Here is an 18,270-nt window from a genome sequence, read left to right on the forward strand (position 1 = left end):
GCAATTATTCCGGGCGGAATCGGAGATCGGCTCGGCCGCGCAACCCGTCCAGCGCGAGCGCGAGGCAGCGCTGCCCGGCCTCGGCCCCGGCCTCCGCACCGAGCAGCGACATGGCCCAGATCAGGTGCGCCACGTCGGTATCGCCGAGGTCGGGGCGCACCACCCCGGCGGCCCTGGCCCGCGCCAGCACGGCGGTGAGCCGCGCGGCCCCGTCGCGGCACGCCTCGGCGATCCCGGCGGCCGCGGGGTGCTCGCGCACCAGCGCCTCCAGCAACCCGCGGTCGGCGATCATGTGCGCGACCAGACCCGCGCAGAACCCGGTCAGCGCCCGCCACGGGTCGGGCTCGGCGTCGGCCGCGACGGCCAGCTCGCCGAGTACCGCGAGCCGCTCCGGCAGCAGCGCCTCGATCAGCGCGTCGCGGTGCGGGAAGTGGTTGTAGAGCGTGCCGATGCTCACCCCGGCCCGGCGCGCCACCTCCTCCAGCGACCCGTCCAGCCCCTGCTCGGTGAAGACCTCGGCCGCCTCGCGCAGCAGCTTCTCGCGGTTGCGGGCGGCGTCGCGGCGCAGCGGTCGGGTGGGCACGGCCGCCATTCTACGAAATCGAGGTGCCCCTCGAGTTCCGTGGTACGGTGCGGTAAATCGAGGCCCCCCTCACTTTCGGAGGTAGTAGCAATGTCCCGTTCCCCCATCGCCCTCGTCGTCGGCGCCGGTCCCGGTCTCGGCCTTTCCATCGCGCGGCGGTTCGGCCGCGCGGGGCTCGGTGTGGTGCTGGTGTCCCGCTCGGCCGAGCGGCACCCGCGCTACCTGGCCGAGCTGGCCGCCGACGGCGTCACCGCGCACGCCTACCCCGCCGATGTCACCGACCCGGCGAGCTTCGGCGCCGCGCTGGACGCCGCGCGCGGCCACGGCGACGTCGAGCTGCTCTACTACGGCCCCGCCCCGAGCCACCTGCCGATCCCGCTCACCGCGACCGACGGCGCCGTCGCCCGGACCGCCTTCGACTGGGTGTGGCCCGCCGCCGACGCGGTCGCCGCGGTGCTGCCCGGCATGCGGGAACGGGGTTCCGGCGCACTGCTGTTCGCCGGCGGGCTCTCCAGCGTCCGGCCCATGCCGATGCTCGGCCAGCTGGCGCTGCCCGCCGCCGCCATCCGCAACTACGCGCTCACCCTGCACGCGGCGCTGGCAGGCGACGGGGTCTACGCGGGCACCCTCACCATCGGCGGCGTGGTCGAGCGCGGCGACATCCACACCATGGTCGCCGCCGATCCCGGCACCTTCGGGCCGCTCGCCGGACATACCCTCGACCCCGACGAGCTCGCCGAGACGGCCTGGCGAATGACCCGCGAGCGGGACCGCGCGGAAGCGGTCTTCGACGTGTTCAGCGCCGCCTGAGCGAACGGGCCGGGCCGATTCGGCGAGCCGCCGCGGCGCGGGCGACGTACCGTCGAGATCATGGCGGAACTGGTTCTCGGTCCGGTGCTGCGGCACGTCGACGCCACCTCGGCCACGGTGTGGGTGGAGACCGACGCGCCCTGCGAGGTCACGGTGCTGGGCGCCCGCGCCCGCACCTTCCAGGTGGGCGAGCTGCACTTCGCCCTGGTCGTGGTGGCCGGGCTGGAGCCGGACAGCTCGGTGCCCTACGAGGTCGCGCTGGACGGCGCGCGGGTGTGGCCGGAGCCGGATTCGGAGTTCCCGCCGAGCCGGATCCGCACGCACCGGGTGCGCACCCTGATCTTCGGCTCCTGCCGCGCGGCCAAGGCGACGCCGGGCGCGCTCGCCGCGGACAAGGTCGGGGTGGACGCGCTGGACACCTACGCGCTGCGGATGAAGGAGCTCTCCGAGTCGGCGTGGCCGGACGCGCTCGTCCTGCTCGGCGACCAGGTGTACGCCGACGAACCGACGCCGCGGATCAAGGAGTGGCTGGCGCGGCGGCGGGACGGGGCCGAGCCCGCGGGCGAGGTGGTCTCGTTCCGCGAGTACGCCGAGCTGTACCACGAGTCCTGGGCCGACCCGGAGATCCGCTGGCTCATGTCCACCGTCCCCACCTCGATGATCTTCGACGACCACGACGTGCGCGACGACTGGAACACCTCACGCACCTGGCGCGAGCAGATGGCGGCGCTGCCCTGGTGGCCGGAGCGCATCCGCTCCGGGCTCGCCTCCTACTGGGTGTACCAGCACCTGGGCAACCTCGCGCCCGACGACCTGGCCGCGAACGAGCTGTACCGGACGGTGACCGCGCACGGCGGCGACGTCCAAGGGCTGCTCGAGGAGTTCGGCGCCGCGGCGGACAAGGAGGCGGACGGGCGGAAGCCGGTGCGCTGGAGTTACCGCCGCGACTTCGGGCGGGTCCGGCTGCTCGTCATCGACACCCGCAGCGGGCGCATCCTGGACGGCGACCGGCTCATGGTCGGCGCCGAGGAGTTCGAGTGGCTGGAGGCGAACGCCGCTGGCGATATCGACCACCTGCTCATCGGGTCGTCGCTGCCGTGGCTGATGCCGCCCGCGCTCAGCCACTTCCAGTCGCTGAACGAGCGCGCCGCCGGGTTGCCCGGCTGGCGCGGGAAGCTCGGCGAGAAGGTGCGGCAGGAGGCGGATCTGGAGCACTGGCCCGCGTTCCGTGCCTCCTTCGAGCGGCTGGCCGCGCTCATCCAGCGGATCGGGAGCGGGCCGGACGCGCCCGCCACCATCTCGGTGCTCTCCGGGGACGTGCACCACAGCTACGCCGCGCGCGCCGACTATCCGGAGCCGACCACATCGACGGTGCTGCAACTGGTCTGCTCACCGGTGCACAACGAGCCGCCGAAGATCTTCCACGCCGTCTTCGCCGCGGCCTGGGGGCGCCGGCTGGCGCGGGCGCTGCGCCGGCTCGCCGATCGGCGCGGGATCTCGCCGGACCCGGTGCGCTGGGAGAAGATCAGCGGGCCGCACTTCGGGAACTCGCTCGCCGCGCTGCACCTGGACGGGCGGCGCGGGCGTTTCGTGCTCGAAACCGCGCGCTCGGAGGCGGGATTGGTCAAGGTCGCCGATCTGGAGTTGCGGCCGCCGCACTCCTGAGCCCCGCGGGTAGGTTCGACGGTATGACCGGGATTCACTATCGCGTCCGGGGTTCGGGGCCGGTGCTGCTGCTGTTGCCCGGCGGAGACGGGGACGCCGATGCCTACGGTGCGCTCGGTGACCTGCTTGCCGCGGATTTCACGGTGCTGAACCACGACCGGCGCGGGCAGGTGCGGACCGCGCTGCCGCCCGCCTCCGCGCTCGCCGAGCACGCCGACGACGCGGCGGCCGTCCTCGCCGAGGTGGGCGGCGGGCCAGCGGCGGTGTTCGGGAGCAGTATCGGCGCGGCCATCGCGCTGGAGTTGTCGATACGGCACCCGGATGCCGTCTCCCGGGTGGTGGCGCACGAGCCGCCGATCTCGGCGCTACTGCCCGATGCCGAGGGGATGGCGCTGTTCGCGGCGCAGAAGCGGCTCGAAGAGGCGTATGCGGAGGCCGGGGTCGCGGCGGCCATGGTGGAGTTCGCGCGGTTGATCGCGGTCGATCCCGGGGATCGGGAACCCGAGGTCGAGGTGGGGTCGGCGAATTTCGAGCGCCCCAACCTCGAGGTCTTTCTGCGCTCCGACGCGCCCGCCGTCCGGAAGTACCGCCCGGACGTCTCCGCACTGCGCGCGGATCTCGTCGTGCCCGCGGTCGGGCGGTCCACCGACGGGCCGACCGCCGAATGCGCGCACGCCCTCGGCGCGCTCCTCGGAGTTCCGGTCGCTGTCTTCCCCGGCGGGCACACCGCCCCGACCCTCCGCCCCCGCGGGGTGGCCGAAGCCGTCCGCGCCGCGCTCGCCTGACCCGACGATCACCGACCCTGCTTCGTCATGCTGGTGACCCGGACCGGCCCACTCCACCCGCAGGGCGAGTCACAGACCCCGATCACCTCGCGCCTGGTGCGCCCGTCCGCGACGACGGTGTGCAGCCACGCGGTGGCGGGATACCCGCAGCGCGGGCACTTCCCGAAGTAGTCGAGGATCTCGGTGGCGGTGCGGCGCCCGACGGAGGCGCTCATCCGGCGGCGTCCGGGTCGTAGTCGAGCAGCGCCCGGCGCAGCAACTTCCCGGTCGCGTTCCGCGGTAGCTCGTCCAGCACGATCACCTCACGCGGCACCTTGTGCCGCGCCAGATCCGCCTTGACGTAATCCTTGATCTCCCGCACGTCCACCGACGCCCCCTCGACCGGGACGACGAACGCCCGCAACCGCTGCCCGAAGTCCGCGTCCGGCACCCCCACCACTGCCGCCTCGGCGATATCCGCCCGCTCCACCAGCAGGTTCTCCACCTCGAGCGGGAAGACGTTCTCGCCACCGGAGATGATCATGTCGTCGTCCCTGCCGTCGACGAACAGCCGCCCCTCGGCGTCGAAGTGCCCCACGTCCCCGCTGGAGAGCAGCCCGTCCACGGTCTCCCTGGTCCGCCCGTCGGTGTACCCGGCGAAGCTCAGCCCGCTGGAGACGAAGATCGTCCCGACCGCCCCCGGCTCGGTGATCCGCGCCCGCCGCTCGTCGTACAGCGCCACCCGGCACCCCACCGGCGGCCGCCCGACGGTGCCCGGCGCCAGCCGCATGTCCTCCGGCGTCGCCACCGCCGCCACCGCCACCTCGGTGGAGGCGTACAGGTTGTAGAGCACGTCGCCGAAGAGCTCGGCGGTCCGCCTGCTCAGATCCGGCGACACCGACGATCCGGCCGCGAAGATCACCCGCAGCGCGGAGGTGTCGTGCGCGGCCAGCTCGGCGGCGGGCAGGTCGACGATGCGCTGCAGCATGGTCGGCACCACCACCAGGCTCGCGGCCCGGTGCTCGGCCACCGCCGCGACCGTCCAGCGCGGGTCGAAGCGCCCCGGCCGCAGCACGACGGTGTTGCCGAGCGCCCAGCCGAGCCCGAGCTGGGAGAGCCCGGTGCCGTGGAACAGCGGAGCCGCCAGCACCATGGCGCTGTCCCTCGGCAGCGGGATCCGGTCCAGGAACTGCGCCGACTGCAGCGGCGAGACCTTCTCCCGCGGCGCGCCCTTCGGCGTCCCGGTGGTGCCGCTGGTCAGGATGACCAGCCCGCCCGCCCTTGCGGGCGCGGGCAGCGGCTCGGGCGCGTGCGCGGCGGCCAGCCCGTCCACGGTGGGCACCCCCGGCTCGGCGCCGTCCGCCCTGGTGAGGATGCGCGCGATGGCCTCCGGCGCCGCGGCGAGCAGCGGAAGGAACTCGGCGTCGAGCAGGAGCGCGGCGATCCGCTCGCGCACCGCGACCTCGGCCAGCTGCCGCCCGCCGAACCCGGTGTTCAGCAGCACGACCCTGGCCCCGAGCTTCCCGGCCGCGGCCAGCGCCAGCAGCATGCCGCGGTGGTCGCGGCAGAGCACGCCGAGCACGGTGCCCGCGCCGTGGCCGCCTGCGGCGAGGCCGCGGGCCAGCGCGTCCGAGCGGGAGTCCAGCTCGGCGAAGGTCAGCCCGCCGCGGTCGTCGATCACCGCGGTGCGCGCGGGCCAGCGCCGCGCGGCCGCCCGCAGCACCGTGGTGAACGGGCCGTAGCGGCTCGCGTCCCGCGCGGCGCGCAGGGTGTGGTCCGGGCGCAGCGGATCCAGCATGCCGCGCCGGACCAGCACGCTCGCCGCGGCGAGCGAATCGGTGAGCGGACGGGTCAGCTCCTGCAGCCCCACGGCGGTTCTCCCTCAGCGGCGACGGATCGGTGCGCAGAGCGTAGCGCAGGAGCAGAATGCCCATTCACTTATTTCGACATCCGGCGTCATCGGAAGCCTGATCGTTGTTGAACCGTTGATTACATGAGAGACTTTGAGTCAACTTGTTTCATCAACTCTCGGGAGGTCGGAGATGACCCGCTCGATCCAGCCGGTGCCCAGCACGCCGGGCGCCGAGCCGACGGACCGCCGCCGCTTCATCGCGGGTCCGGGCGCGCTGCTCGGCGGCCCGGCGAACGTGATCATGCAGCTGAGCCTGGCGCCGGTCGGCCGTGGCGTCGTGGAGAGCACGGTGGCCAGCGGCCGCTTCGACCTCCGGCCGCAGAAGCGCGGCCGCACCACGCTCACCTACCTCGCGGTCGCCATGCTCGGCACCGAGGAGGAGCGGGTGGCCTACCGGAAGGCCACCGACACCTCGCACCGGCAGGTCCGCTCGCAGCCGGGCGCCGAGGTGCGCTACAGCGCCTTCGACCCGAAGCTGCAGCTCTGGGTGGCAGGCTGCATCTACCTCGGCACCGCCGACTCCTTCCGGCTGCTCTACGGCGAGCAGACCGAGGAGTTCTCCGACGCGCTGTACCGCGAGTCGGCGCGGTTCGGCACCACGCTGCAGATGCCCGCCGAGCTGTGGCCCGCCGACCGCGCGGCCTTCACCGCGTACTGGGAGTCCATGCTGCCGCAGCTCTCCATCGACGAGGGCGTGCGCCGCTACCTGCTCGACCAGGTGGTCGACCTCGGCCCGTACAGCCGGGTCCAGCAGCTGCTCGGCAAGCGCGTGAACCGCTTCTTCACCACCGGCTACCTGCCGCAGTGGTTCCGCGACGAGCTCGGGCTGGACTGGGGGCCGCGCAGGCAGCGCGCCTTCGAGCTGATCATGCGCGGCCTCGGCTTCGTCATCCGGCGGCTGCCCGAGCCGTGGCCGCAGTACCCGCTGGACAAGCACCTGGCCGACATGCGGCGCCGGATCGCGGCGGGCAAACCGCTGGTCTGAGTCAGCCGGCGCGCACGGCCTGCCTGCGCCTGCGCGCCGCCGACCAGCGGGTGGCGATCAGCCCGTGCCGCGGCCCGAACAGGTAGACCGCGGCGAAGAGCACGCCCTGGGCAAGCACCACCATGCCGCCCGCGGCGGTGTCCAGGTAGTAGGCCAGGTAGAGCCCGGTCACCGCCGCGACGACGGCGAGCGTGGGCGCGATCAGCAGCATCCGGCCGAACCGGTCGGTGAGCAGGTAGGCGGTGGCGCCGGGGATGATCAGCATCGCCACCACCAGCACCACCCCGACCACCTGCAGCGCGGTCACCGCGGTGAGCGCGAGCAGCCCGAGCAGCAGCGCGCCGAGCAGCCGCGGGTTCAGCCCGATGGCGTGCGCGTGCGTCGGGTCGAAGGCGTAGAGCGTGAGGTCGCGGCGCTTGGCCACCGCGATCACGAAGACCACCGCGCCGAGCGCCGCGATCTGCCACAGATCCGACGGGGCGACGCCGAGCAGGTTGCCGAAGATGATGTGGTTCAGGTCGGTCTGGCTCGGCGTCACCGAGATGAGCACGAGCCCCAGCGAGAACAGCGTGGTGAAGACGATGCCGATGGTGGCGTCCTCCTTGACCCGGCTGGTGTCGCGCACCACCCCGATCAGCGCCACCGCCAGGAAGCCGAAGACCACCGCGCCGAGCGCGAACGGCGCGCCGACGATGTAGGCGAGCACCACCCCGGGCAGCACCGCGTGCGAGACCGCGTCGCCCATGAGCGACCAGCCGATCAGCACCAGCCAGCAGGACAGGATCGCGCAGACCACCGAGGAGATCACGGTGGCGGCGAGCGCGCGCACCATGAAGTCGTAGGCGAACGGGTCGAGCAGCAGGTCGATCACCGCGCACCGCCCGCCATCGGGTCGAGGCCGAAGGCGCGGACCAGGTTCTCCGGGCGGATCACCTCGTCGATGTCGCCGTGCGCGAGCACCTTCCGCATGAGCAGCACCGCCTCGTCGGCCAGGGTCGGCAGCGCGTGCAGGTCGTGCGTGGAGACCAGCACGGCCGCGCCGTCCGCGGCCAGCTCGCGCAGCAGCGCGGTGATGGTGGCCTCCGAGCGCTTGTCCACCCCGGCGAAGGGCTCGTCGAGCAGCAGCACCGACGCCCCCTGCGCGATCCCGCGCGCGACGAAGGCGCGCTTGCGCTGCCCGCCGGAGAGCTGGCCGATCTGCCGGTGCGCCAGGTCGGCGAGCTCCACCCGCTCCAGCGCGGCGTCCACCGCCGCCCGGTCCGCCGCCCGCGGCCTGCGGGTGAATCCGAGCCGGCCGTAGCGCCCGGTCATGACCACCTCGCGCACGGTGATCGGGAAGGCCCAGTCGATCTCCTCGGACTGCGGCACGTACCCGACCAGTCCCGCCTTGCGGGCGGCCGCCGGGGTGTCGCCCGCGATCCGGACGGTTCCGGCGTCCGGGGTGAGCATGCCCATGATCGCCTTGAACAGCGTCGACTTGCCCGAGCCGTTCATCCCGATCAGCGCGCAGACCCGGCCGCGGGCCAGCTCCAGCGAGGTGCGCTCCAGCGCGAGCACCTCGCCGTAGTGCACGGTGACGTCGCTGACCGCGATCGCCGGGGTCATCGGGCGGCGCTCCCGGTCAGCCCGGCCGCCACGGTGTCCGCGTCGTGCCGGATCAGGTCGAGGTAGGTGGGGACCGGCCCGTCCGGCTCGGAGAGCGAGTCCACGTAGAGCACCCCGCCGAGCCGGGCGCCGGTGGCCGATGCCACCTGCCGCATGGGGGCGTCGGAGACGGTGGACTCGCAGAACACCGCGGGCACCGCGGCCGAGCGGACGAACTCGATCACCCCGGTCACCTGCTGCGGGGTGGCCTGCTGCTCGGCGTTCACCGGCCAGATGTAGCGCTCGGTGAGCCCGGCGTCGCGGGCCAGGTAGGAGAAGGCGCCCTCGCAGGTCACCAGCGCGCGCTGGGTCGGCGGCAGCGCGGCGAGCCGGGTCACCAGATCGTCCTTGACCTGCTGCAGCGCCGTCTTGTAGGCGGCGGCGTTGGCGGCGTACTGCTGCGCGCCGCCGGGGTCGAGCTCGGTGAAGGCACGGGCCAGGTTGTCGGCGTAGAGCTGGACGTTGACCGGGCTCATCCAGGCGTGCGGGTTCGGTTTGCCCGCGTAGGCGTCCGCGGCGATGTCGATGGTCCGCACCCCCTCGGAGGCGACCACGTGCGGGACGTCGAGGTCGGCGACGAACTTGGCGAACCAGGCCTCCAGGTTCAGCCCGTTGTCCACGACCAGATCGGCCTGCGCGGCCCGCCGGATGTCGCCGGGCGTCGGCTCGTAGCCGTGGATCTCCGCGCCCGGCTTGGTGATCGACTCCACCCGCAGCCGGTCGCCCGCGATGTTCGCGGCGATGTCGGCGAGCACGGTGAAGGTGGTCAGCACCACCGGGCGCCCGTCGTCGTCGCGCGCGCCGACCCGGTCGCAGCCGGCCGTGGCCAGCCCGAGCGCCAGCACGACGAGCAGCACCATCCGATTCATGGAGCCATCATAAGTTCGGGTCACCGAACTCGAAAGCGCGGGTGGCGGAACTCTCGCGCGCTACTCCGTGGCGACGGGCAGTGTGAAGCGGAATCGGGCGCCCCCGGTGTACTCGGTGTCCAGCTCGATCCGGCCGCCGTGGAACTCGACGATCTTGCGGCAGATGGCGAGCCCGAGCCCGGTCCCCCCGTACTCCTCCCGATTGTGCAGCCGCTGGAAGATGACGAACACCTTGTCCGCGAACTCCGGGGGCACGCCGATCCCGGTGTCGCGCACCGCGAAGTGGTGCGTACCGTCGCGCTCCTCGTACTCGATCACGATCTCCGGCTTCCGGCCGGGCGCCGCGAACTTCACCGCGTTGCCGAGCAGGTTCTGCCAGAGCATCTCCAGCAGCGTCGGATCGCCGACCACGGCGGGCAGCCGCTCCGGCCGCCGCACCGTCGCGCCGGACTCGGCGATCGCGGAGCCGAGGTTGTGCAGCGCCCGGTCCAGCACCGGACCCAGCTCGAGCCGCTCGGTGCGGTCGTTCACCCGGCCCACCCGGGAGAAGGTGAGCAGGTCGGTGATCAGCACCTGCATCCGCTTGGCGCCGTCGACGGCGAACTCGATGTACTGGCGGCCGCGGTCGTCCAGTTTGTCGTCGTAGCGCTTCTGCAGCAGCTGGCAGAAGGAGGCGACCTTGCGCAGCGGCTCCTGCAGATCGTGCGAGGCGACGTAGGCGAACTGCTCCAGCTCCTGGTTGGAGCGGCGCAGCTCGACGGTCTGGGCATCCAGGTCGGCGGCCTGGCGTACCAGGGTGGCCTCCTGCTCGCGGGCCGAGCGCAGCTCGGTGACGATCCGGCGGCGCATGTCCTCCACCGCGGCCCCGACGGTCGCGATGTCGGCCGGGCCGCGCGCGGTGATCCGGTGCTCGAAGTCGCCGCCGGCCACCCGCAGCGAGCTGCGCTGCAACTCCGCGAGCGGCCGCACCACCAGGCCGCGCACCAGCACCGTGAGCAGCACCGCGGCCAGCACGAAGACCACGACCAGGCCGCCGAGCAGCAGGTTGCGGTTGTCCCGGTTGTGGTACATGGCGGTGCGCTCGGTATCGAGGGTGGCCGCGAGCCGGTCGGCCTGGCCGGTGAAGCCGGTGCGGACCGCGTCGAAGAGCTGCCGCCCGTCGGCGGCGGCGGCGCGGGCGCGCTCCGGAGCGGCGGTGACGGTCTCGGCGTAGCCGGTGCGCCAGCGGAGGGCGCTGGCCTCCACCGCGGCGAGGTCGGCGAGCGCGTCGGGGCGGTCGGCGAGCAGCCCGCGCAGCGTGCTCAGCGTGCGCACCTCGGCATCCCGGCCGGTGCCGTAGGAGCGCAGCGCCACCGAGTCGGCGCCGATCGCGTAGCCGCGCACGCCGTTCTCCTGGTCGATCAGCGCCGCCTGCAGCCGGTAGCTCTCCGCGAGCGCGGGCTGCAACCTGCCGATCACCAGGCTGGAGCTCTCGGTGGTGCGGGCGATCATGCTCGCCCCCGCGACCGCGCCCGCCAGCACGATCACCACCATCGAGCCGAGTACGAGCTGGAACCAGGTCTCGACGGTCAGCCGGGTCGTCCCCCGGGCACGGGTATTCATGGTGTCGTCCAAGCTCTCGACTCGCAGATGACCGCGCCACCGGGATCGAGCGCCTGCGGACACTCTGCCACACCGCCGACACGCCGGGTCGGCAGTGCCGTCCACGGGGCTTGCACACCGCCGTGCGCCCGGTCGCCGCGGTGTTGCGGCGCAGCACAGCAGGGCTTTTCACCGTCGCAGCGGAGTTATGCGGGCGCCGCACGGGATGTCGGGTACGCGGCACTCCGTGTCACCGGGCCGGAATCGGGCATGCCCCGCAGCACAGAGAGTGAAGGAGCTCAGCATGTTCCAGCGTGCCAACGCATATCGGCGCCGTGATCGATCGGGCGGACGGCGCCGGGGCGCGAACCGGACCACCGGACGGCGCTCCTGGCGCCGGGGTGGCGGGGGCGGGGCCCGCGGCCGCAGCACCGTGAGCAACAGCCGCGGCCTGGAGAAGGTCGCCCGCTTCGGCTTCATCGCCCGCGGAATCGCCTACATCGTGCTCGGCATCCTCGGCTTCATGCTCGCGGTCGGCACCGCCGAGCACTCGGCCAACGAGGTCGGCGCGCTGGCCGCGCTCTCCGAGCAGCCGCTCGGCTACCTGCTGCTGTGGATCCTGGTGTTCGGCTTCGCCGCGCTCGCGGTGTGGCGCTTCACCCAGGTGGCCACGGCCGGGCGCACCGTCTCCGGCGGGCACCGGGCCTACGCGGCCGTCGCGGGCGTCTTCTACGCGCTCGCCTTCTTCTTCACCCTGCGCTTCGTGGTGAACGGCAGGCTGCCCGTCCCGGGCGAGGTGGTGGCGCGCGACTTCACCATCCGCATCCTGGCCTGGCCCGGCGGCCAGGTGGTCGTCGCGCTGCTCGGCATCGCGGTGCTGGCCTTCGGGCTGCTGCTCATCGTGCGCGGCGCCCGGCTGCACTTCACCGACGACCTGCGCATGGGCTGGATGACCCGCGGTTCCCGGACCGCCGCGGTCTGGCTGGGCCGGGCCGGCTACATCGCCCGCGGCGCCGTCGTCGCCGCGATCGGCCTCGCCGCCCTGGTCGCCGCGCTGAACTACGACCCGGCGCAGGTCGAGGGCGTCGACGGCGTGCTGCGCGACTTCGCGGGCACCCCGTTCGGCCCGTGGCTGCTCATCCTGATCGCACTGGGGCTCATCGCCTTCGGGCTGCTGTCCTTCCTGGAGGCGCGGCACCGCCGCACCTACGGCGGCGTCCCGGTCTGATCTTCGCTGCGTTCGAGCGGCCCGGCGGTCTCCACCGCCGGGCCGCTCTGCGTTCCCGGCCCGCTGCGCGCCACCGCGACCCCGGCCAGGCAGAGCACGCCGCCGAGCAGCGCGAGCGGCACCGGCACCTCGCCGAGCGCGAGCCAGGAGCCGAGCACCACCAGCGCCGGGACCGCGTAGGTGGTCACCCCCATCCGCCCCGCCGTCGTCCGGGCCAGGGCGTAGGCCCAGGTGGTGAAGGCCAGCGCGGTCGGGAAGACGCCCAGGTACAGCACGCTCAGCGTGGCGGCGGCAGGCGCCGCGGCGACCTCGCGCACCAGCTGTCCGGCGAAGGGGAGGCAGGCGAGCGCGCCGACCACGCAGCCCCCGGTGGTGACCTGCAGCGCGGAAGCCACTGCCAGCGCGGGCTTCTGCACGATGGTGGAGATCGCCCAGGTGGTCGCGGCGAGCACCGCGAGCAGCACCCCGGCCGCGGCGCCGCCCTGCGCGGTGCCGAGCCCGACCACGATCGCGCCCGCGAAGGAGACCGCGATCCCGGCCAGCAGCCTGCGCGGGAATCCCTCCCCCAGGAACACCCCGCCGAGCAGCGCGATCAGCACCGGCCCGATGTTCACCACCATGGCCGCGGTGCCCGCGTCCACGTACTCCTCGCTCCAGTTCAGCGCCACCATGTAGACGCCGAACCAGAGCACCCCGGTGATCGCGATCGCGCGCCACGCCGCGCGCGGCGGCAGCCCGTCGCCCACCACCAGCAGGATCAGCAGCAGCGTCACGGCGCCGGCCAGCAATCGGCCGAGCGCCAGCGCGCCGGGCGAGAAGTGCTCGCCCGCCGCCCGGATGAAGACGAAGGCCGAGGCCCAGAGCAGGACCGTCGCCCCGGCCGCCGCCGCGGCCCGCTGTCCATCGGTTCCGATCGCGCGCATCCGCCGAACCTAGCCCGCGAACCGGCCCCCCGTCGCGCGGGTTTCGGCCTTTGCGCTACCGGACGGTCGTAGACCAGGGACAGTTCGGCCGGGGCGCGCACCCGGGTGCGCGGCCACGGCGCCGCGGTCGGTACTGCGCGAAATCCGGTTGCCGTCGAGCGTCGCCCGGGTTCCGATGGGGCCATGCCCCTTCCCCGCGATCTCACCGGCCGCGTCGCCGTGGTCACCGGCGTCGGCCGCCGGGCCGGAATCGGCTTCGCCGTCGCCCGGCGGCTCGCCGAGCGCGGCGCCGCGCTCTACCTCGCGCACTGGCGCCCGCACGACGAACAGCAGCCGTGGGGCGCCGACGACACCGATGCGGTGCGCGCCGAACTCGCCACCATGACGACGGTGGTCGACCGCGCCGTCGATCTCGCCGTCCCCGACGCCGCGCACCGGCTGATCGAGAACGCCGTCGCCGAGTTCGGCCACCTCGACATCCTGGTCGCCAACCACGCCCGCAGCGGCGGCGACGGCACGCTGCTCGAGGTGGACGCCGCCATGCTGGACGGGCACTGGGCGGTCGACGCCCGCTCGGTGCTGCTGCTCACCCAGGCGTTCGCCCGGCAGTACCGGCCGGAGCGCGGCGCGGTGCCTGACCGCGGCCGGGTCGTCTGGCTCACCTCCGGCCAGCACCTCGGCCCGATGCCGGGCGAGATCGCCTACGCGGCGGCAAAATCGGTGCTCGCCGGGCTCACGCCGACGGTGGCGGCCGAGCTCATCGAGCGCGGCATCGTGCTGAACACCGTCAACCCGGGCCCGGTCGACACCGGCTACCTCTCCCCCGGCAGCACCGGCCTCGACCCCGCCGTCGCCGCCGCCGTGCACGCCGCCTTCCCGCGCGGCCGGGCGGGCGAACCGGACGATCCGGCCCGGCTCATCGCCTGGCTGATCTCCGACGAGGGCCGCTGGATGGTGGGCCAGGTCCTGGACTCCGAGGGCGGCTTCCGCCGCGCCCGCCGATAGCGGAGAACAGACCGCCGGTTAGAGTGGCTGCACGGATGCCGGTCCGGGGAGTTCCGGCGCCTGGCGCGAGGAGAGCAGCCGATGAGCGATCGGCCCCGTTCGACCGCGGTGCCCGGAGCAGGGTCGCGCACCGCCGCCAACGCCCGTGCCTCGGCCCGCCGGTCTCCGGTCGTCGCGATGCCGCGGTTCCGGCCGGTGCCGTACGGCCGCGCGATCGAGGCCGCCACGGCCCCCATCGCCGGGCACGGGTGGTGACCGTGGCGCAGCTCTCCGACGACCGGATCGCCGAGGCGCTCGCGCCCTGGCGCGGCCGCCGCTACGTCGCGCTCGGCAGCTCCTTCGCCTCCGGGCCAGGCATTCCGCCGCGCGCCACCGGCTCGGTGCGAGCGGCGGGCCGGTCCAGCCGCAACTATCCGCACCTGATCGCCGGCGCGGCCGGGCTGCGGCTCACCGATGTCACCAGCTCCGGCGCGACCTGCGCGCACATCCTGCACGAGCGGCAGTACGGCAGCCCCCCGCAGCGCATGGCCGTCACCCCGGACACCGAGCTGGTGACGGTGACCATCGGCGGCAACGACATCGGGCTGACGGCGTTCCTGATCGCCCGGCGCATGCCGTCGCCGGTGCGGCTGCTGCCCGCCGCCCGCCGCTCCGCCGACGAGGCAGCCACCGGCCGGGCGCTCGGCGGGATCGGGGAGCGGCTGAACCGGGTCTTCGGCACGGTGCGCGACCAGGCACCGAATGCACGTTTGCTGGTGGTGAACTACCTGTCGGTGCTCGGCCCGCCCCCGCCCGGCGAATCGCCGACCGACCGGCACTACCGCTACCTCGCGGAATCACTCGCCGACCGCACCGCCGCGGCCGCGGACCGGGCGGGCGGGCACCTGATCGACGTCCGCACCCCGAGCCTCGCGCACGCCCCCGGCTCCCCCGTCCCGTGGACTTCGGACTTTTTCGTCCCGGTACCGGGACGCCCCGCCCACGGCACACCCTGCCACCCCACCGCCGCGGGCATGGCGGCAGTGGCCGACCTCGTCCTGGCCCGGCTACGGACCCTGGCCCCGGTCGGCTGACGCGCCCGTCGGGCTCGGGTCAGCGCGAGGTGAGCGACACCTACCGGTGCGGCCGCCCCGGGAAACTACGGAGCGGGGGCGGGTGGGGCCGGGAGCGGGATGGTGATGCCGAAGGGGAGGACGAGGCCGGGAGGCGGCGGGGTCGCCGCGTCCGGGCCGGGGGCGACCGGCTGCCCGTCCGGGCCGAACTCCACGGGCGCAGGCCCCTGCGGCGCCACCTGCTGCGGGGCGGGCACCGGCGCCTCGCGCGGCAGCTCCTCGGCGCGCGGCCCCGGCTCACCGGGCTGCACGGCGGGCGGCGGGGGCGGCGGGCAGAAGATCCCGCACGGGATGGGCGGCAGCCCGGGGATGGTGATCATCGGCTCGGGCACCGCGGCGGGCGTCGGCGTCTGCACCGCCTGCTCGAGCGGCAGCCCCTCCGGCGCCTCCGCGAGCAGCGGACCGGGCACCGGCCCCGGCGCCGAGGCCAGCAGCACGCCGGGCGTAGTGCCCCAGCCCCCCGACCCCGGAGCGATCGCCTCCGGCGACACCCGCCCCGCCGACGGCGACCCACCCGTCCGATACGCCGCCGACCAACTCAACACATCCGCCGCATACGACATCGAATTGTTGTACCGCAACACCGCACGCAACTCCTGCGCCCGATCCCGCAGATCCAACCCCCCACTACACAGATACTTCCCCGCCGCCAACGCCGCATCGAACACATTGTGCGGATCCGACGCACCATCACCATTACCATCCGCCGCGTAATGCACCCACGTCGACGGCAGGAACTGCATCGGCCCCACCGCCCGCACGAACCCACCACCCGAGGCCGCGATCACCTCATTGCCCGGCAACGACCCATCCAACGCCGGACCGAAAATCGGCGTCACCGTCGTCCCCGCCGCATCCGTCCGCCCCCCACCGGCATGCCCCGACTCGATCCGCCCGATCCCCGCCAGCAGACTCCACGACACCCCACACCCCGGCTGCGCCGACGCCAACGCCAACTCCGCATTCCGATACGCCGCCAACACCACCTCCGGAATCCCCAACAACCCCGACCCCGACGGCAACGCGATACTCCGCAACACCGGCCCACCCCCAACCGGAACAGCACCATCCGCGGGCGGAACAACCGCCCGCAATTCGCGCGCCACACCGCCGTCGACCGGGAGCAACCCCACGATCCGGGAGGCGGGTGCCGGCGCGTTCACCGCGGCCGCGGCGGCGTCCGATCCGGTGGAGCCGACCAGCAGCGCCTCGCCGGCATCCCCGGCCCCGCCGGCCGAGACCACCGATCCCGAACCGACGGACACAAGCCCGGCGGCTACCAGAAGCGACACCGTTACCGGGGCAGACTTGCGCATATCGACGACACCGTCCTCTCGGTCGCGGCGCCGATCCCCCACCGGCACACGCTACTAGTGCCGAATCGGCACTAACTTACGCTGCGTTGACCATAGCAAAAGCGGGGAAAATACCGTGGAGGCTTCATGAACTTCTCAGAAACCTCACACCCTGGCCTCCTCGCCTCGATGTCGGCGGCGCCACGCGGGCGCTTCAGTCAAGGGTACGAGCTGCGGCCCGGTTCCGGGACCCTTCCTTCGCACCGCACCTGCGACGGTCAGCGCGGCACGGTAGTAGCAGTGAGGTAGCGGGTCACCTCGCCGACCGCTCGCACGGCGCTCTCCGCGGCCGCCTCCATGGTCGAGGGCAGCTCGGTGTCGGTCCAGTCGCCCGCGAGGAACAGGCCGTCCACCGGGGTCCGCTGCCCCAGCCGCAGGGCCTCGAAGCCGGGCTGTGCGGAGAAGGTCGCCTGCGGCTGATGGATCACGTGCGTGCGCAGCACCGTCGCCTCGGCCATCGCCGGGTAGTTGGCGCGCAACGACTCCAGCGCCGCCGCGACGAACTCCGCGTTCGGCGTGTGCACGACATCCCAGGAGGCACTGACCGCGAGCGCGTAGCAGTGGCCGGGCCCGGCGGCGTCGATGCCGTCCGGCACGGTGCCCTGCATGCGCCCGGTGTCGAAGACCCACTCGATGGTGGTGCCGCGCAGGTTCTCCGCGTAGCGGCGCAGCCCGAGCGGCCGATCGAGCCACACGTACACGCTGGAGATGGGGGCGGCCTCGATCTTGCGGGCCGGCGCGAAGTGGTCGTGCAGCCCGAGCGCACCGCGGTCGAGCAGCGTGGTGAGCGCCCACGGCGGTACGGCGAGCACCACGGCATCGGCCGTGAGCAGCTCGCCGTCGCGCAGCCGCACCCCGGTGATCCGATCCCCGTCCAGCTCGACGTCGTCGACGCCGCTTCCGGTGCGGATTACCGCGCCGTGCTCGGCCAGGTACCGCTCGGCGGGCGCGACGAAGAGGTCGTGCAAACTCACCCGCGGCCACACCGCGTCTCCCGCCCTGGCATTGCGGCGCGCCCGCGTCGAGACGAAGTGCAGGGTCTGCGCGAAGGTGTAGGCGGAGACCCGGTCCGGCTTCTCGTTGAGCAGCCCGATGACGAACTGGTCGAGCACGAGCTCACGGAACGACGCGGGCACCCGGAGCCGGTCGAACCACCGGCTCACCGTGATCTCGTCCAGCGCCGGATCCGGCCGTACCGCCTGGCGCAGCAGCGCCGCCCAGACCCGGAGCACCGCGGGGCGATCGCGCACCGGGATCGGCGGCCACGCCATCCAGGCCAGTCCGAGGGTGCGGCGCAGGCTCAGCGGCCACCAGTCCGGGCCGCGCAGCGTGAGCAGCTCGTCGGCGCCGGTGCGGATCGCGAACGGCGGTGCGTCCCAAATCAACTCGGCCCGGGTGCCGATCGTATCGAGGTACCGGAGCAGGGCGTCGTAGCAGCCGGCGAAGAGGTGCGGGCCGTTGTCCACCGGCTCGTCCAGCCCCGCCACATCGAACGACATGGTCCGCCCGCCCAGCCGGCCCCGCTTCTCCAGCAGCGTCACCCGATAGCCGCGCTCGGCCAGCCAGACCGCCGAGGCGAGGCCCGCCAGGCCCGCACCGGCCACCACGATGTGCTCGTCCATTCCACGCCCCAAGAGTTTGAGAGAAAAACATTGTCAGACTCTCAGGCTAGGGCACGGGCGGAATTTCTTCCCCGGAAACGACTGAAGGCCCCACCAACGAATTGGTGGGGCCTTCAGTGACAATTTGTTCCGGCGGTGTCCTACTCTCCCACACCCTGTCGAGTGCAGTACCATCGGCGCTGGCAGGCTTAGCTTCCGGGTTCGGAATGGGA

Annotated in this window: 18 protein-coding genes, 1 rRNA gene and 1 pseudogene; 8 read left to right on the top strand and 12 right to left on the bottom strand. The window is 73.4% G+C overall.

Annotated features, from left to right (window positions below):
- Positions 1-4 precede the first annotated feature (4 nt).
- The gene (locus ACFUJ1_RS09480; RefSeq protein ID WP_378644288.1) at positions 5-583 is read right to left on the bottom strand and encodes a TetR/AcrR family transcriptional regulator; all 579 of its coding nucleotides are present in this window, start codon (positions 581-583) and stop codon (positions 5-7) included.
- 90 nt (positions 584-673) lie between these two features.
- Here ACFUJ1_RS09480 and ACFUJ1_RS09485 point away from each other — a divergent pair, with 90 nt between their 5' ends.
- From ACFUJ1_RS09485 to ACFUJ1_RS09495, 3 genes are read left to right on the top strand one after another with little or no spacing between them, the layout of a single operon-like run.
- A complete protein-coding gene (locus tag ACFUJ1_RS09485) occupies positions 674-1,393 on the top strand; it encodes an SDR family NAD(P)-dependent oxidoreductase (protein WP_378644289.1) in 720 nt (239 codons plus the stop codon).
- Between the two features lie 60 nt (positions 1,394-1,453).
- Entirely contained in the window at positions 1,454-3,058 is a 1,605-nt protein-coding gene (locus ACFUJ1_RS09490; protein WP_378644291.1) for an alkaline phosphatase D family protein, read from the top strand.
- Between the two features lie 23 nt (positions 3,059-3,081).
- On the top strand, positions 3,082-3,843 hold the full coding sequence (locus ACFUJ1_RS09495; RefSeq protein ID WP_378644292.1) for an alpha/beta fold hydrolase: 762 nt from the start codon (positions 3,082-3,084) through the stop codon (positions 3,841-3,843).
- A gap of 8 nt (positions 3,844-3,851) precedes the next feature.
- On the opposite strand, the gene ACFUJ1_RS09500 is transcribed toward ACFUJ1_RS09495, so the two are convergent.
- Both ACFUJ1_RS09500 and ACFUJ1_RS09505 read right to left on the bottom strand, forming a co-directional pair.
- On the bottom strand, positions 3,852-4,058 hold the full coding sequence (locus tag ACFUJ1_RS09500) for a hypothetical protein (RefSeq protein ID WP_378644294.1): 207 nt from the start codon (positions 4,056-4,058) through the stop codon (positions 3,852-3,854).
- Positions 4,055-5,692 carry an AMP-binding protein gene (locus ACFUJ1_RS09505; RefSeq protein WP_378644295.1) on the bottom strand — a complete coding sequence of 546 codons (1,638 nt, stop codon included), beginning with the start codon at positions 5,690-5,692 and terminating at the stop codon, positions 4,055-4,057. The genes ACFUJ1_RS09500 and ACFUJ1_RS09505 overlap by 4 nt, the downstream gene beginning before the upstream one ends.
- A gap of 172 nt (positions 5,693-5,864) precedes the next feature.
- On the opposite strand from ACFUJ1_RS09505, the gene ACFUJ1_RS09510 reads away from it, so the two are divergent.
- On the top strand, positions 5,865-6,719 hold the full coding sequence (locus tag ACFUJ1_RS09510; protein WP_378644297.1) for an oxygenase MpaB family protein: 855 nt from the start codon (positions 5,865-5,867) through the stop codon (positions 6,717-6,719).
- Position 6,720: 1 nt separating this feature from the next.
- Here the strand turns inward: ACFUJ1_RS09510 and ACFUJ1_RS09515 are convergent, their stop codons facing one another.
- Genes ACFUJ1_RS09515 through ACFUJ1_RS09530 form a run of 4 tightly spaced genes read right to left on the bottom strand, consistent with a single transcriptional unit; the run spans position 6,721 to position 10,834 of the window.
- Positions 6,721-7,551, bottom strand: coding sequence for a metal ABC transporter permease (locus tag ACFUJ1_RS09515; protein ID WP_378644325.1), 831 nt, complete (start codon positions 7,549-7,551; stop codon positions 6,721-6,723).
- A gap of 35 nt (positions 7,552-7,586) precedes the next feature.
- Positions 7,587-8,324, bottom strand: coding sequence for a metal ABC transporter ATP-binding protein (locus ACFUJ1_RS09520; protein WP_378644299.1), 738 nt, complete (start codon positions 8,322-8,324; stop codon positions 7,587-7,589).
- A complete protein-coding gene (locus ACFUJ1_RS09525) occupies positions 8,321-9,232 on the bottom strand; it encodes a metal ABC transporter substrate-binding protein (protein ID WP_378644300.1) in 912 nt (303 codons plus the stop codon). Before ACFUJ1_RS09525 ends, ACFUJ1_RS09520 begins: the two co-directional genes overlap by 4 nt.
- A gap of 60 nt (positions 9,233-9,292) precedes the next feature.
- On the bottom strand, positions 9,293-10,834 hold the full coding sequence (locus ACFUJ1_RS09530) for an ATP-binding protein (RefSeq protein ID WP_378644302.1): 1,542 nt from the start codon (positions 10,832-10,834) through the stop codon (positions 9,293-9,295).
- 412 nt (positions 10,835-11,246) lie between these two features.
- Here ACFUJ1_RS09530 and ACFUJ1_RS09535 point away from each other — a divergent pair, with 412 nt between their 5' ends.
- Complete coding sequence (locus tag ACFUJ1_RS09535; protein WP_233018951.1) at positions 11,247-12,041, top strand: DUF1206 domain-containing protein; 795 nt, start codon at positions 11,247-11,249, stop codon at positions 12,039-12,041.
- Here the strand turns inward: ACFUJ1_RS09535 and ACFUJ1_RS09540 are convergent.
- Complete coding sequence (locus ACFUJ1_RS09540) at positions 12,020-12,964, bottom strand: DMT family transporter (RefSeq protein ID WP_378644304.1); 945 nt, start codon at positions 12,962-12,964, stop codon at positions 12,020-12,022. The genes ACFUJ1_RS09535 and ACFUJ1_RS09540 overlap by 22 nt on opposite strands.
- 183 nt (positions 12,965-13,147) lie before the next feature.
- On the opposite strand from ACFUJ1_RS09540, the gene ACFUJ1_RS09545 reads away from it, so the two are divergent.
- The 3 genes from ACFUJ1_RS09545 (at position 13,148) to ACFUJ1_RS09555 (ending at position 15,042) form a co-directional block, all read left to right on the top strand.
- Positions 13,148-13,969: an SDR family oxidoreductase gene (locus ACFUJ1_RS09545; RefSeq protein ID WP_378644305.1), complete on the top strand. Its 822-nt coding sequence runs from the start codon at positions 13,148-13,150 to the stop codon at positions 13,967-13,969.
- 81 nt (positions 13,970-14,050) lie between these two features.
- Positions 14,051-14,224, top strand: a complete 174-nt coding sequence (locus tag ACFUJ1_RS09550; protein ID WP_378644307.1) for a hypothetical protein — start codon at positions 14,051-14,053, stop codon at positions 14,222-14,224.
- Between the two features lie 2 nt (positions 14,225-14,226).
- Positions 14,227-15,042, top strand: a complete 816-nt coding sequence (locus ACFUJ1_RS09555) for an SGNH/GDSL hydrolase family protein (RefSeq protein ID WP_378644308.1) — start codon at positions 14,227-14,229, stop codon at positions 15,040-15,042.
- Between the two features lie 65 nt (positions 15,043-15,107).
- On the opposite strand, the gene ACFUJ1_RS09560 is transcribed toward ACFUJ1_RS09555, so the two are convergent.
- From ACFUJ1_RS09560 to rrf, 4 genes and pseudogenes are all read right to left on the bottom strand, one after another.
- Positions 15,108-15,644 carry a hypothetical protein gene (locus tag ACFUJ1_RS09560; protein ID WP_378644327.1) on the bottom strand — a complete coding sequence of 179 codons (537 nt, stop codon included), beginning with the start codon at positions 15,642-15,644 and terminating at the stop codon, positions 15,108-15,110.
- A gap of 69 nt (positions 15,645-15,713) precedes the next feature.
- Positions 15,714-16,397 (bottom strand): annotated as a pseudogene (locus ACFUJ1_RS09565) (lytic transglycosylase domain-containing protein); the annotation flags it as partial.
- Between the two features lie 257 nt (positions 16,398-16,654).
- Positions 16,655-18,058: a hydroxysqualene dehydroxylase HpnE gene (gene hpnE, locus ACFUJ1_RS09570; RefSeq protein ID WP_378644310.1), complete on the bottom strand. Its 1,404-nt coding sequence runs from the start codon at positions 18,056-18,058 to the stop codon at positions 16,655-16,657.
- A 127-nt stretch (positions 18,059-18,185) separates the two neighbouring features.
- Positions 18,186-18,270, bottom strand: a 5S ribosomal RNA gene (gene rrf / locus ACFUJ1_RS09575); the annotation flags it as partial.

Origin of the sequence: Nocardia sp. NPDC057227, assembly GCF_042669725.1 — a bacterium.
GTDB lineage: Bacteria > Actinomycetota > Actinomycetes > Mycobacteriales > Mycobacteriaceae > Nocardia > Nocardia asteroides_A.

Coding starts and splice junctions, on each gene's coding strand:
- ACFUJ1_RS09510 (WP_378644297.1), top strand. CDS start 5,865: ATGACCCGCTCGATCCAGCCGGTGCCCAGCACGCCGGGCGCCGAGCCG.
- ACFUJ1_RS09545 (WP_378644305.1), top strand. CDS start 13,148: ATGCCCCTTCCCCGCGATCTCACCGGCCGCGTCGCCGTGGTCACCGGC.
- ACFUJ1_RS09530 (WP_378644302.1), bottom strand. CDS start 10,834: ATGAATACCCGTGCCCGGGGGACGACCCGGCTGACCGTCGAGACCTGG.
- ACFUJ1_RS09525 (WP_378644300.1), bottom strand. CDS start 9,232: ATGAATCGGATGGTGCTGCTCGTCGTGCTGGCGCTCGGGCTGGCCACG.
- ACFUJ1_RS09520 (WP_378644299.1), bottom strand. CDS start 8,324: ATGACCCCGGCGATCGCGGTCAGCGACGTCACCGTGCACTACGGCGAG.
- ACFUJ1_RS09490 (WP_378644291.1), top strand. CDS start 1,454: ATGGCGGAACTGGTTCTCGGTCCGGTGCTGCGGCACGTCGACGCCACC.
- ACFUJ1_RS09560 (WP_378644327.1), bottom strand. CDS start 15,644: ATGTCGTATGCGGCGGATGTGTTGAGTTGGTCGGCGGCGTATCGGACG.
- ACFUJ1_RS09500 (WP_378644294.1), bottom strand. CDS start 4,058: ATGAGCGCCTCCGTCGGGCGCCGCACCGCCACCGAGATCCTCGACTAC.
- ACFUJ1_RS09515 (WP_378644325.1), bottom strand. CDS start 7,551: ATGGTGCGCGCGCTCGCCGCCACCGTGATCTCCTCGGTGGTCTGCGCG.
- hpnE (WP_378644310.1), bottom strand. CDS start 18,058: ATGGACGAGCACATCGTGGTGGCCGGTGCGGGCCTGGCGGGCCTCGCC.
- ACFUJ1_RS09485 (WP_378644289.1), top strand. CDS start 674: ATGTCCCGTTCCCCCATCGCCCTCGTCGTCGGCGCCGGTCCCGGTCTC.
- ACFUJ1_RS09495 (WP_378644292.1), top strand. CDS start 3,082: ATGACCGGGATTCACTATCGCGTCCGGGGTTCGGGGCCGGTGCTGCTG.
- ACFUJ1_RS09540 (WP_378644304.1), bottom strand. CDS start 12,964: ATGCGCGCGATCGGAACCGATGGACAGCGGGCCGCGGCGGCGGCCGGG.
- ACFUJ1_RS09550 (WP_378644307.1), top strand. CDS start 14,051: ATGAGCGATCGGCCCCGTTCGACCGCGGTGCCCGGAGCAGGGTCGCGC.